General features: G+C 57.9%; 11 protein-coding genes. 4 read left to right on the top strand and 7 right to left on the bottom strand.

Translation table 11 applies throughout. The annotated features are described in order from the left end of the window. Nucleotides 1-10: 10 nt before the first annotated feature. Nucleotides 11-457 carry an NUDIX hydrolase gene (locus KBY08_RS18865; protein ID WP_011268272.1) on the bottom strand — a complete coding sequence of 149 codons (447 nt, stop codon included), beginning with the start codon at nt 455-457 and terminating at the stop codon, nt 11-13. Nucleotides 458-500: 43 nt separating this feature from the next. After that, on the bottom strand, nt 501-1,406 hold the full coding sequence (locus KBY08_RS18860; RefSeq protein ID WP_024660444.1) for a LysR family transcriptional regulator: 906 nt from the start codon (nt 1,404-1,406) through the stop codon (nt 501-503). 300 nt (nt 1,407-1,706) lie between these two features. Between KBY08_RS18860 and KBY08_RS18855 the strand changes: the two genes are divergently transcribed. Then, nucleotides 1,707-2,588 (top strand): alpha/beta fold hydrolase, encoded by an 882-nt coding sequence (locus tag KBY08_RS18855; RefSeq protein WP_003405090.1) that lies wholly within the window; start codon nt 1,707-1,709, stop codon nt 2,586-2,588. A gap of 151 nt (nt 2,589-2,739) precedes the next feature. On the opposite strand, the gene KBY08_RS18850 is transcribed toward KBY08_RS18855, so the two are convergent. Continuing rightward, nucleotides 2,740-4,962 (bottom strand): NADP-dependent isocitrate dehydrogenase, encoded by a 2,223-nt coding sequence (locus KBY08_RS18850; protein WP_003405089.1) that lies wholly within the window; start codon nt 4,960-4,962, stop codon nt 2,740-2,742. A 618-nt stretch (nt 4,963-5,580) separates the two neighbouring features. Continuing rightward, nucleotides 5,581-5,859 (bottom strand): cold shock domain-containing protein CspD, encoded by a 279-nt coding sequence (gene cspD / locus KBY08_RS18845; RefSeq protein ID WP_080267645.1) that lies wholly within the window; start codon nt 5,857-5,859, stop codon nt 5,581-5,583. Nucleotides 5,860-6,084: 225 nt separating this feature from the next. Between cspD and clpS the strand changes: the two genes are divergently transcribed. Both clpS and clpA read left to right on the top strand, forming a co-directional pair. Further along, nucleotides 6,085-6,447, top strand: coding sequence for an ATP-dependent Clp protease adapter ClpS (gene clpS / locus KBY08_RS18840; RefSeq protein WP_003405085.1), 363 nt, complete (start codon nt 6,085-6,087; stop codon nt 6,445-6,447). A gap of 30 nt (nt 6,448-6,477) precedes the next feature. Beyond that, the gene (clpA, locus tag KBY08_RS18835; protein WP_003317954.1) at nt 6,478-8,751 is read left to right on the top strand and encodes an ATP-dependent Clp protease ATP-binding subunit ClpA; all 2,274 of its coding nucleotides are present in this window, start codon (nt 6,478-6,480) and stop codon (nt 8,749-8,751) included. A gap of 117 nt (nt 8,752-8,868) precedes the next feature. Here the strand turns inward: clpA and infA are convergent, their stop codons facing one another. From infA to aat, 3 genes are all read right to left on the bottom strand, one after another. After that, complete coding sequence (gene infA / locus KBY08_RS18830) at nt 8,869-9,087, bottom strand: translation initiation factor IF-1 (protein ID WP_002553999.1); 219 nt, start codon at nt 9,085-9,087, stop codon at nt 8,869-8,871. 101 nt (nt 9,088-9,188) lie between these two features. Next, complete coding sequence (locus tag KBY08_RS18825) at nt 9,189-9,896, bottom strand: arginyltransferase (protein WP_003405082.1); 708 nt, start codon at nt 9,894-9,896, stop codon at nt 9,189-9,191. Nucleotides 9,897-9,944: 48 nt separating this feature from the next. Then, on the bottom strand, nt 9,945-10,634 hold the full coding sequence (aat, locus tag KBY08_RS18820) for a leucyl/phenylalanyl-tRNA--protein transferase (RefSeq protein WP_003405081.1): 690 nt from the start codon (nt 10,632-10,634) through the stop codon (nt 9,945-9,947). A 468-nt stretch (nt 10,635-11,102) separates the two neighbouring features. Between aat and ftsK the strand changes: the two genes are divergently transcribed. Beyond that, entirely contained in the window at nt 11,103-13,508 is a 2,406-nt protein-coding gene (ftsK, locus tag KBY08_RS18815) for a DNA translocase FtsK (protein ID WP_003405080.1), read from the top strand. The last annotated feature ends 41 nt before the right edge of the window (nt 13,509-13,549 follow it).

Below are 13,549 nucleotides of genomic sequence, written 5' to 3'. Positions count from 1 at the left end.
GCGTCGAGTCTCACGCCTTGTCGCGCAGCAGGTCGAGACTGAAACGTTCGCCGTCGAGGTAGTCGTCCAGGCAACGCAATACCAACTCGCTGCGCCAGCGCTCCTGCTGGGCCACCAGTTCATCGCGAGTCAGCCAGACTGCGCCGACGATGCCTTCATCGAGTTGATATTCCGGATGGTGGCGCAGGGCCTTGGCGGCAAAGCAGATTCGCTGGTAGGTCACGCCATTGCTCGGCGCGGTGTACAGATAGATGCCCACCACGCTGCTCAATTCGACGTCCCAGCCGGTTTCTTCCAGGGTTTCACGCACGGCGGCGCGTTGCAGGCTTTCGTTCGGGTCGAGGTGCCCGGCGGGTTGGTTGAGTACGGCGCGTCCGCCTTTGATTTCTTCGACAAAAAGAAAGCGGCCTTGATCTTCGACGATGGTGGCGACGGTAACGTGGGCTTGCCAGGTCATGATAATGGGGCTCCTTGCAGGGGATTGAGTCAGCCTTAGCAGCTTATGGGTGTTCGAACTGCAGATCATGCCTCAGCGCGCTGACGCAGAAGTCCACAAAGGCTCGCACTTTGGATGAGCGACGACGGCCCTCCAGGTAAACAACGTGAACCGGTTCCGGCATTATTTCGAACGTGTCCAGAACACACTTGAGCCTGCCTTCCTGCAGGTGCTCGCGTATCTGATAGTATGGCACTTGGGTCAGTCCCCAGCCCTGCAATGCTGCGCTGATAGCCGCCTGATACGACGTCAGGCTGAGTCTCGATGCGACGTCTACTGAGTAATGCTTGTCGTCGATCCGGAAAAGCCAGTGAGGCGAGCGTTCGGCGGTGCTGGTCGAAACTGTCGAATGCTGTCGCAAATCGTCGGGATGCTGCGGAGCTCCGTGCTTTTCGAGATAGTCAGGGGATGCGCAAACCATACGCCGCACGCTACCTGTCTGGATTGCGGTAAGAGACGAATCGGGCAGGGTGCCGATCCTGACGGCCACGTCGACGCCCTCATCGAGCATGGACACGACCCGGTCGACCAGAATGGCACGGATGTCCACAGCCGGAAACCGCTCGAGAAAGCTCGTCATTACGGGCACGACATGCAGCGCGCCGAACATCTGAGGTGCGGTGACCGTCAGCAGGCCGCCTGGCAACGCATGCAAGCCGCCCGCCGCGCTTTCAGCCTCATCAAGGTCGGCAAGCAGTCGGCGGCAATCTGCGGCGAAGCGCTGGCCCGCCTCGGTGAGCCGCATGTTGCGAGTGGTGCGCACCACCAGCAGGATGCCCAGGCGATTCTCCAGACTCGCGACAGCCCGGGTTACCGTGGCGGTCGACAGGCCAAAGTGGCGGGCTACCCCGGCAAAACTGGTTTGCTCGGCAAGTCCGGCAAAAAGCGTCATTTCCTGAATACGGTCCATGGTCCGCCTGCCTGCCACGAGAGATGTGGAATCGTATCAGTATTTCAGAAATTGAAATGGTGAATTGATTTTTACGGTGATTCTGCAGCTTAAATGCAATGACTAGGATAGCAACTCATTCATCCAGCCCGGTCAGACTCTCCTATGAAAAATTTCGGTTCAGTCGACGCTGAAAACGCCCCATCCGGTGTCAGTCGGCGCAAGGTTTTACAAGCGTCCGCGATAGGCGCTGCTTCTGCTCTCGGGGCGTCGTTGGTGAGCGCCGCTTCTGCAAGCAATAAACCTCTCAGGGAAAATGCAATGAACAGTGATGATGCTTTCCGCGTGACGTTTCACACTCAGCAGGTAGGAGACGTAAATGTGTTCTATCGCGAAGTCGGACCCAGGGACGCCCCGGTGCTTCTGCTGCTCCATGGGTTTCCGAGTTCCAGCCACATGTTTCGTGACCTGATGCCATTGTTGGCGAGTCAGTACCGCCTGATCGCTCCCGATCTGCCCGGTTTCGGCAATACCAAAGCACCACCGCGCGGGCAGTTCGATTACACATTCGAAAACCTTTACACGGTGATCGAGGGCTTTACCGAGGCACTGGGCCTGAAGAAATACGCGTTATACCTATTCGACTATGGCGCACCGACAGGCTTGCGGCTCGCAGCGGCGAACCCGGAGAAGGTTACTGCAATCATCAGTCAGAACGGCAATGCCTATCTGGAAGGATTCAGCGATCAATGGGGCCCGTGGCAAGCCTATTGGCGCGAGCCTTCGGCAGCCAATCGCGAAGCCTGTCGCGCCTCGTTGTCACCGCAAGTCATCCGGGACTGGCAATACGGTACGGGAGCCGATCCTGAAAAGCTTTCTCCCGATGGCTACAACCTCGACATCCTGTATATGGCGCGGCCAGGCGCAGAGGAAATCCAGCTTGACCTGATTCTTGACTACCGCAGTAACGTAGCGGCTTACCCCTCGTTTCAGGAATACCTGCGCAAATATCAGCCTCCCTTGCTGGCGGTCTGGGGCAAGCACGATCCGGCGTTCATACCTCCGGGCGCGCATGCTTATCGCAAGGACGTCCCGGCTGCTGAAGTGCATCTGCTGGATGCAGGGCACTTTGCATTGGAAACGCACGCGCCGGAGGTCGCCGAATACATTCGCGACTTTCTTTCGCGCACGCTGAAAGGCTGAGCGGAGTGATGGTGTGCTTGAGCAGGCATCTCCCTGGTGCCCGGGCTTACACAGGTAGCTGACATTTTCCATGGATAAAAAAATCCCCGGCAACAAGCCGGGGATTTTTTGTGAGACGGTGCATTTTTTATGCGCCGCCTTGGATTGCCTCTTACAGCGCGGCGATGGCCGCGTTGAGCGTGGCGCTCGGGCGCATGGCCTTGCTGGTGACTTCCGGGTTAGGGAAGTAGTAGCCGCCAATGTCCACCGGCTTGCCCTGAACGGCGTTCAGCTCGGCAACGATTTTTTCTTCGTTGTCGGTCAGGGTCTTGGCCAGCGGCGCGAACTGCGCCTTGAGGTCTGCGTCGTCGTTCTGAGCAGCCAGTGCCTGGGCCCAGAACAGGGTCAGGTAGAAGTGGCTGCCGCGGTTATCAATACCGCCGACCTTGCGCGAAGGCGACTTGTTGCGGTCCAGGAACTCGCCAGTGGCCTGATCGAGGGTCTTGGACAGAACCAGCGCTTTCGGATTGTTGTAGGCATGGCCCAGATGCTCGAGGGACGCCGCCAGGGCCAGGAATTCGCCCAGCGAATCCCAGCGCAGGAAGTTTTCCTCGACGAACTGCTGCACGTGCTTCGGAGCCGAACCACCGGCGCCTGTTTCGAACAGACCGCCGCCGTTCATCAGCGGAACGATCGACAGCATCTTCGCGCTGGTGCCCAGTTCCATGATCGGGAACAGGTCAGTCAGGTAGTCGCGCAGAACGTTGCCGGTCACCGAAATGGTGTCCTTGCCTGCGCGAGTGCGTTCCAGGGTCAGCTTCATCGCGTCGACAGGTGACAGGATCTGGATATCCAGGCCCGAGGTGTCGTGATCGCCCAGGTACTTGCGCACTTTTTCGATCATCACGCTGTCGTGGGCGCGGGATGAGTCCAGCCAGAAGATAGCCGGGGTGTTGCTGGCGCGGGCACGGTTGACGGCCAGTTTCACCCAGTCCTGGATCGGTGCGTCCTTGGCCTGGCACATGCGCCAGATATCGCCGGCTTCGACGTTCTGTTCCATCAGCAGGTTGCCCTGGCTGTCTGTTACGCGAACCACGCCGTTGGTCTGAATGTGGAACGTCTTGTCGTGGGAGCCATACTCTTCGGCCTTCTGAGCCATCAGGCCGACGTTCGGTACGCTGCCCATGGTGGTCGGGTCGAATGCGCCATTTTTCTTGCAGTCTTCGATGACCGCTTGATAGATGGTGGCGTAGCAGCGATCCGGAATGACGGCCTTGGCATCGTGCAACTGACCGTCTGTGCCCCACATCTTGCCGGAGTCACGGATCATTGCCGGCATCGAGGCGTCGACGATGACGTCGCTCGGCACGTGCAGGTTGGTGATGCCCTTGTCGGAATTGACCATCGCCAGCTGTGGACGAACGGCGTAGACCGCTTCGATGTCAGCCTTGATCTCTGCCTGCTTGTCAGCGGGCAGGGCAGTGATGCGCTCGTACAGGTCGCCGATGCCGTTGTTCAGGCTGAAGCCGATCTGCTTGAGCGTATCAGCGTGCTTGGTCAACGCATCCTTATAGAACTCGTCGACGATCTGGCCAAACATGATCGGGTCGGAGATCTTCATCATGGTGGCTTTCAAGTGCACCGAAAACAGCACGCCCTGCTTGCGGGCGTCTTCGATTTCGGCAGCAATGAAGCTGCGCAGGGCCTTGGCGCTCATGACCGAGCAGTCGACGACTTCGCCAGCCTTGACGGCGGTTTTTTCCTTCAGGACGGTGGTGGTGCCGTCCTGAGCGACGAGTTCGATCTTGACGGTATTGTCGGCCGCGATCTCGGCGGCTTTTTCGCTGCCGTAGAAGTCGCCGTTGCTCATGTGTGCAACGTGAGCCTTGGAGTCAGCCGACCAGGCGCCCATCTTGTGCGGGTGCTTGCGCGCGTAGTTCTTGACCGACAGCGGGGCGCGGCGATCGGAGTTGCCTTCGCGCAGAACCGGGTTCACGGCGCTGCCCTTGGTCTTGTCGTAGCGTGCGCGGGTTTCTTTTTCCGCGTCAGTGGCAGGGTTTTCAGGGTAGTCAGGAATGTTGTAGCCCTGATTCTGAAGCTCCTTGATGGTCGCCTTCAATTGCGGGACCGAGGCGCTGATGTTAGGCAGCTTGATGATATTGGCCTCTGGCGTGGTAGCCAGTTTGCCCAGCTCGGCGAGATGATCCGGCACTTTTTTGTCGGCAAGCAATTCCGGGAAGCTGGAAAGAACACGGCCCGCCAGAGAAATGTCGCGTGTTTCCACGTCGATATCGGAGGTCGCTGTGAACGCTTCGATAATGGGCAGCAGGGAGTAGGTGGCGAGGGCCGGAGCTTCGTCGGTGAAGGTGTAGATGATCTTCGAGCGGTTGGACATTCGTATTAACTCTCTTTTGCTGAGCATGCACAAAATCTCGATACGCGCATTGTAGGCGCGCTTGCCCACGGTTCGGCCATGAGCCAGGTCGAGGTTTATTCGCGGTGATGTTGGGTGCATCAGTCGAGCGTCAAGCTGTCGGGTCAGGTAGCAGCCCGACGCATAAGGAAGGCCGAGGGTCAGAATCCAGACGGGTCGGCCTTGATGACTCTGCGGTCACGGCGCGAGTATATCAAACCATTGGCACCACGCATTAATGCTATGCGAGCTATCGAAAAATGAATATCCGCCGTTGGTCGAACGCGCGGTCTTTCAGGCCGGGTTCGGGAATGCTTGCATGCGGGCCTGCACGCCTTGAGGCGGAGGATCAGATGGGAAGGGCAGAGTTTCGTTGCTCAGGATGGCTCGGGATAAACGAAGTGAACGTTCTGGATTGGAGTCTGGGCATCCGCGGTGCAATAACCGCTAATACGATACCCCGGGGAGCGCGACGGGTATAAAGCAGACCAATGTCTCTGTCTGTTTTATGTGTCCGGCAAAGCTCATTGCATGCTTCTGCCAATTCGGCGGGCTCTGATGGCTGCCGTTATACATCAACTGATTTTTTCCACACGAGCATCAGGCGTCCGCGTGAGCGTGGTCCTGCTGAAGCAGCGGCTGGGTATCTTTTGCCAGATCCTGCTTTTTTTCTTCCGAGCTGTTGATTTTTATCGCTTGAAGCCCTTTTGGGCCGTGGGCGACTTCAAATCTGACTTTCTGGCCAGCCTTGAGAGTTTTGTAACCGTCCATTTCGATGGCCGAGAAATGAACGAACAGATCCTCGTCACTCTTGCCTTCAGCGTTTATGAACCCAAACCCTTTTGCATTGTTGAACCACTTGACTTTTCCTTCAATCATCACCATCTCCCTCTGCAAAGGACTCCGTCAGGAGTATCATCCACTTCAATCCGCTCCCCACCCAAAAAAATTTTGGTTGACTGCGCGGACCCTTTTTACCCAATGTGGGCTCTATTGTTTGTAACACCGTTTAGCTGATAGTCAAGGTCATGTGGCAGCCCATTTAAAAACCGTCCAGACTGCGACTAAATTGCTCAATCCGCCCTCAAACGAACATTTCTTTCCATGCATGCATTCAGCAAGATTCGACTAACATTCAATCAGGATGATCCGCAGTCGCACGAGGACGACTCGGCGGGCATTGCGGTGCAGGACGCCAAGCCGACCCTGCAGGCGCCACCGATGTACAAGGTGGTTTTATTCAACGATGACTACACCCCGATGGATTTCGTCGTAGAAGTGCTCGAGGTGTTTTTTAACCTGAATCGTGAGCTGGCCACCAAAGTCATGCTGGCCGTCCATACAGAGGGACGGGCAGTCTGCGGATTGTTTACCCGCGACATCGCCGAGACCAAGGCAATGCAGGTCAATCAATACGCCAGGGAGAGCCAGCATCCGCTACTCTGTGAGATCGAGAAGGACGGTTAAACGCCGACCACTTGGGTATGAGGTGAAGCTATGTTAAACCGTGAGCTCGAAGTCACCCTCAATCTTGCCTTCAAGGAGGCACGTTCGAAGCGTCATGAGTTCATGACGGTCGAGCATCTCCTGCTGGCTCTATTGGATAATGAGGCTGCAGCCACTGTCCTGCGTGCCTGCGGCGCAAACCTCGATAAACTCAAGCATGATCTGCAGGAGTTCATCGACTCCACCACCCCGCTGATCCCCGTGCATGACGAGGATCGCGAGACACAACCGACGCTCGGGTTCCAGCGCGTGCTGCAACGGGCAGTCTTCCATGTGCAGAGCTCCGGCAAGCGCGAAGTGACCGGTGCCAACGTACTGGTTGCGATTTTCAGTGAGCAGGAAAGCCAGGCCGTATTTCTGCTCAAGCAGCAGAGCGTGGCCCGGATCGATGTCGTCAACTATATCGCCCACGGTATCTCCAAGGTGCCAGGGCATGGCGAACACTCTTCTGAAGGTGAGCAGGATATGCAGGACGACGAGGGCGGTGAAGCATCTTCCTCAGGCAATCCTCTGGATGCCTATGCCAGCAATCTGAACGAGTTGGCGCGTCAGGGACGCATCGACCCACTGGTCGGCCGCGAAAGCGAAGTCGAGCGGGTGGCACAGATTCTGGCTCGTCGTCGCAAGAACAATCCTTTGCTGGTCGGTGAAGCGGGCGTCGGTAAAACGGCCATCGCCGAAGGGCTCGCCAAACGCATCGTCGACAATCAGGTGCCTGATCTGCTTGCCAACAGTGTCGTCTACTCGCTCGACCTGGGCGCGTTGCTGGCCGGGACGAAATACCGCGGCGATTTCGAGAAGCGCTTCAAGGCGTTGCTCAACGAGCTGCGCAAGCGTCCCCAGGCGATCCTGTTCATTGACGAGATCCACACGATCATCGGTGCCGGCGCAGCTTCTGGCGGGGTAATGGATGCTTCCAACCTGCTCAAGCCGCTGCTGTCTTCCGGCGAGATCCGTTGCATCGGTTCGACCACCTTCCAGGAGTTTCGCGGGATTTTCGAGAAGGATCGTGCCTTGGCGCGTCGTTTCCAGAAAGTCGATGTGTCCGAGCCTTCGGTCGAGGACACCATCGGTATCCTGCGTGGCCTGAAAAGCCGTTTCGAGCAGCATCACAGCATCGAATACAGCGACGAAGCCCTGCGCGCTGCCGCCGAGCTTGCATCGCGCTACATCAACGACCGTCATATGCCTGACAAGGCCATTGACGTGATTGATGAAGCGGGTGCGTACCAGCGTCTGCAGCCGGTCGAAAAGCGTGCCAAACGTATCGATGTGCCCGAGGTTGAAGACATCGTTGCCAAGATCGCGCGTATTCCGCCAAAACACGTCAACAGCTCCGACAAGGAACTGCTGCGTAACCTGGAGCGCGATCTCAAGCTCACTGTATTCGGACAGGATGCGGCGATCGACTCGTTGTCGACGGCGATCAAGCTGTCTCGCGCAGGTCTCAAGTCGCCTGACAAGCCGGTCGGTTCGTTCCTGTTCGCCGGTCCTACGGGCGTCGGCAAGACCGAGGCGGCTCGTCAGCTGGCCAAGGCACTGGGCGTCGAGTTGATCCGTTTCGACATGTCCGAGTATATGGAACGGCACACCGTTTCCCGTCTGATCGGCGCGCCTCCGGGCTATGTCGGTTTCGACCAGGGCGGTCTGCTGACCGAGGCCATTACCCGTCAGCCACATTGCGTGCTGTTGCTCGATGAAATCGAAAAGGCTCACCCGGAAGTCTTCAACCTGCTTCTGCAGGTGATGGACCACGGTACGCTGACCGACAACAACGGGCGCAAGGCGGACTTCCGCAATGTGATCGTGATCATGACCACCAACGCCGGGGCCGAGTCTGCTGCGCGGGCTTCGATCGGTTTCACGCATCAGGACCATTCGTCCGACGCGATGGAAGTGATCAAGAAGAGCTTCACGCCAGAGTTCCGCAACCGCCTGGATACCATCATTCAGTTCGGTCGCCTCAGCCACGAAGTCATCAAGAGTGTGGTCGACAAGTTCCTCACCGAGCTTCAGGCCCAGCTGGAAGACAAGCGCGTACTGCTCGAAGTGTCCGAGGCGGCGAGAAGCTGGCTGGCGCAGGGTGGTTACGATGCAGCAATGGGTGCCAGACCGATGGCTCGCCTGATTCAGGACAAGATCAAACGGCCACTCGCCGAAGAGATCCTGTTCGGCGAACTGTCAGAGCATGGCGGCGTGGTTCACATCGATATCAAGGATGGCGAGATCACCTTCGATTTCGAAACCACGGCGGAAATGGCCTGATAGCCGACGCCTCGCCCCGCATCATTGATCGATGCGGGGCAGGTCGAGGGCATCGGACGTAAAAAACAGGCATACAAAAACGCCCGGCTTATGCCGGGCGTTTTTGTTAATGCCTGTTTAACGAGCGCGGTAGGTGATGCGCCCTTTGCTCAGGTCGTAGGGCGTCAGCTCTACACGCACTTTGTCACCGGTCAGAATACGGATGTAGTTCTTGCGCATCTTGCCGGAGATATGCGCGGTTACGACGTGCCCGTTTTCCAACTCCACGCGAAACATGGTGTTGGGCAGGGTGTCGACGACAGTGCCTTCCATTTCGAAGCTGTCTTCTTTCGACATGCAGTAAAGCCCTCGGTATACAAATGAGTGGCCCGGTGCAAGTGGCGCCAGGCAAAAGCGGCGTGCATTGTGCCCGAAAAAACCAGTTTAAGCCAAGGGGTTCAATACAGAGTGACCCATCTTTGATTGGTGAGCAGCTCGATGGGGCGATATTGGGTCTTGTAATTCATCTTTTTGCAGTTCTTGATCCAGTAGCCCAGGTACACCGCCTGCAGTTGAAGTCTGGCAGCCTCGGCGATCTGCCACAAAATGGCGTAACGGCCCAGACTGCGGCGTTCTTCATCGGGTTCGTAGAACGTGTAGACCGCGGAAAGTCCGTTGGGCAGCAGGTCGGTGACGGCAACTGCCAGCAGACGTTGATCGACACGAAATTCGTAAAAGCGCGAAAAAGGCAGATCGCGAACCAGGAATGTCGAAAATTGCTCCTGGCTCGGCGGAAACATGTCGCCGTCAGCATGACGTTGTTCAATATAACGCTGATAAAGATCGAAGTATTCCTGAGTGAACGCGGGCTTGGCGCTTTGCACCTGAATGTCGACATTGCGTTTCAGAATGCGTTTTTGCTGACGGTCGGGTACGAAGAGGTTCACCGGAATGCGCGCAGGCACACAGGCACTGCAGTTCTGGCAGTGCGGGCGATAGAGATGGTCACCGCTGCGGCGAAACCCCATGTCCGACAAGTCAGCGTAGACCTGTACGTCCATCGGCTGGCTGGGGTCCAGAAACAGGGTCGTCGCCTGCTCTTCGGGCAGGTAACTGCAAGTGTGCGGTTGAGTGGCATAAAACTTCAGCCTCGCCAGCTCTGTCATGGTCGTCGCCTAATGGTGAATCCTTACCCATGAGTGTATGCCAGCCTGTCAAACTCGCCTAGCTGACCAGTCGGCGTCGGTCGGCTGATCCAGATGGCGGGACAGGTAATCGGCGAAGGTCTGCCGGGGAATGGAGCGCGCGCCGAAGCTATGCAAATGTTGCGTGGGCATCTGGCAGTCGATCAAGACAAATCCCCAGGCAGTCAAATGTTCCACCAGGGTGGCAAAACCGACTTTCGAGGCATTGTCTGCCCGGCTGAACATCGACTCGCCGAAAAACAGCTGGCCCATTGCCAGGCCGTACAGCCCGCCGACCAGCTCATCCTGATCCCAGACCTCGACGCTATGTGCGTGACCGCGGCGGTGCAGTTCGACATAGGCCGCCTGCATCGAGCCGGTTATCCAGGTTTCGTTGGCATAACTGCGAGGGGCGGCGCAGGCCTTGATCACGCTGGCGAAATCCTGATCGAAGGTCACCCGATAGCGCGACTGGCGCAGAACCTTGGCCAGGCTGCGCGAAATATGAAGTTCTTCGGGAAACAGCACCGTGCGCGGATCGGGAGACCACCAGAGAATCGGCTGCCCGTCCTGAAACCAAGGAAAGCAGCCGTGTCGATAGGCGCTGATCAGGCGATCGGCTGACAAGTCTCCGCCTGCGGCGAGCAAACCGTTGGGTTCACGGAGGGCTTTTTCCAATGGGGGAAAATCGAGGCTGTTGCGGTTCAACCAGGTCAGCATGGCATCACAACTTTACGGAAGGGGAGGGCGCACCTGTCTGTGAGTGCAACTCTGTGCGACAGGTGTGGTCACAAGCGGTTGTCATTATGGCGCGTACCTTGTGCATGCGGTAGGGCGCGAGCCGCGCAGCGGTCATGTGGCCGTTCAAGTTGCAGACTGTTGATAGAAACACGTCATAAGCCTTTGTCACAAAACGTAATGCATGCTCAAATTGAACATCGTCAGTTAAGGTGAAGGCATGTTCCGGCTTGCGGAACCGTCTGAAGTGGATCTGGTGTGTTTTCGTACAGACTCAAGTGGCTGTAAAACCGTACAATGCCTGTTTTGGGCGTTATCATTCAAGCGTCTGTCGACAGGCTTTCCCGCTGTCTGTACTCCCTGTCCATGCGGGAGCAGTCAGTGCCGTCCGACAGCCGTTTCTGGTCAATCAACGAGATGTTCGCGCTACCGCGCAGGAAATAAAGCGTTTTGAAGAAATCCACCCCAGCACCCAGCGCTGTCCCGCTCTGGCGACAGCAATTGCACTACCGGCTCAAGGAAGGGGCCCTGATCGCCTTTGGCGCACTGTGCCTGTATCTGATGATGGCCTTGCTGACCTACGATCAGAGCGATCCCGGCTGGAGCCACACCAGCAGCAATGCGGCACAGGTGCAGAATGCCGCAGGACGTGCAGGTGCGTTCTGTGCCGATATTCTGTTCATGATTCTGGGCTATTTCGCCTACATCTTCCCGCTGTTGCTGGCGATCAAGGCCTGGCAGGTGTTTCGCCATCGCCATGAGCCTTGGCAATGGAGCGGCTGGCTTTTCTCCTGGCGTCTGATCGGGCTGGTGTTCCTGATCCTGGCGGGCGCTGCGCTGGCGCATATCCACTTCCATTTCTCGGCCGGCTTCCCGGGCTCGGCAGGCGGTGTACTGGGCGAAGTGCTCGGCGATCTGGCCAAGAAAGCGCTGAATATTCAAGGCAGCACCTTGCTATTCATCGCCCTGTTTCTATTCGGTCTGACCGTGTTTACCGACCTGTCCTGGTTCAAGGTGATGGATGTCACCGGCAAGATCACCCTCGACCTGTTCGAACTGTTTCAGGGCGCTGCAAACCGCTGGTGGACTGCCCGCGCCGAGCGCAAGCAGATGGTTGCGCAGCTGCGTGAAGTGGACATGCGCGTCAACGATGTGGTCGCGCCTGTAGCGCCCGATCGGCGCGAGCAGGCCAAGGCCCGAGAGCGTCTGGTGGAGCGTGAAGCGTCGTTGAGCAAACACATGACCGAGCGCGAAAAGCACGTGCCCGCAGTCATCGCGCCAGCGCCTTCGAAGCCTGTAGAGCCCAGCAAGCGTGTGATGAAGGAAAAGCAGGCCCCGTTGTTCGTGGACAGCGCAGTTGAGGGTACTCTGCCGCCGATTTCCATCCTCGACCCTGCGGAGAAGAAACAGCTCAACTATTCGCCGGAGTCTCTGGCGGCTGTCGGCCACCTGCTGGAAATCAAGCTCAAGGAATTCGGTGTGGAGGTGTCGGTAGACTCCATCCATCCCGGTCCGGTGATTACTCGTTACGAGATCCAGCCAGCCGCCGGCGTCAAGGTCAGCCGCATTTCCAACCTCGCCAAGGACCTTGCGCGTTCGCTTGCCGTGACCAGCGTGCGTGTGGTCGAGGTGATTCCGGGCAAGACCACGGTCGGTATCGAGATCCCCAACGAAGACCGCCAGATCGTGCGCTTCTCCGAAGTGTTGTCGACCCCCGAATACGATAACGCCAAGTCGCCCGTCACCCTGGCGCTGGGCCACGACATTGGCGGCAAGCCGGTGATTACCGATCTGGCCAAGATGCCCCACCTGCTGGTAGCCGGTACGACCGGTTCCGGTAAGTCGGTGGGTGTAAACGCCATGATCCTGTCGATCCTGTTCAAGTCCGGCCCGGAAGACGCCAAGCTGATCATGATCGACCCGAAGATGCTCGAACTGTCCATCTACGAAGGTATTCCGCACCTGTTGTGTCCGGTGGTCACCGACATGAAGGACGCCGCCAACGCCCTGCGCTGGAGCGTTGCCGAGATGGAGCGTCGTTACAAGCTGATGGCGAAGATGGGTGTACGTAACCTGTCCGGCTTCAATCAGAAGGTCAAGGAAGCCCAGGACGCCGGTGAGCCGCTTGCCGATCCGCTGTACAAGCGCGAAAGCATTCATGACGAAGCGCCGCTGCTGAGCAAGCTGCCGACCATCGTCGTGGTGGTGGACGAGTTTGCCGACATGATGATGATCGTCGGCAAGAAGGTCGAAGAGCTGATCGCACGTATCGCCCAGAAAGCGCGTGCTGCGGGTATCCACCTGATTCTCGCGACCCAGCGTCCGTCAGTGGATGTGATCACCGGTCTGATCAAGGCCAACATTCCGACGCGTATGGCGTTCCAGGTGTCGAGCAAGATCGACTCGCGGACCATCATCGACCAGGGTGGCGCCGAACAGCTGTTGGGCCACGGCGATATGCTGTACATGCCGCCAGGCACCAGCCTGCCGATTCGTGTGCATGGCGCGTTCGTTTCCGACGAAGAAGTGCATCGTGTGGTAGAAGCCTGGAAGTTGCGAGGTTCCCCGGACTACAACGACGATATTCTCGCTGGCGTCGAAGAGCCCGGCAGCGGCTTTGATGGCGGTAGTGGCGAGGGCAGTGAAGACAGCGAAAGCGACGCGCTTTACGATGAGGCCGTCAAGTTTGTGCTGGAAAGCCGCCGTGCATCGATTTCCGCCGTACAGCGCAAGCTGAAGATCGGCTATAACCGCGCAGCACGCATGATCGAAGCGATGGAAATGGCAGGGGTCGTGACCTCCATGAATACCAACGGTTCGCGTGAAGTCCTGGCCCCCGGGCCGGTGCGCGACTGATTTTTTACCACCCCGTATTGCGGCGACGGCGTGCACGCCAC

This window comes from Pseudomonas sp. P135 (assembly GCF_020312125.1).
In the GTDB taxonomy this organism is placed as follows: domain Bacteria; phylum Pseudomonadota; class Gammaproteobacteria; order Pseudomonadales; family Pseudomonadaceae; genus Aquipseudomonas; species Aquipseudomonas fragariae.
Note: the sequence above shows the minus strand (reverse complement) of the source record. Positions and strands in the feature narration are given on the sequence as shown.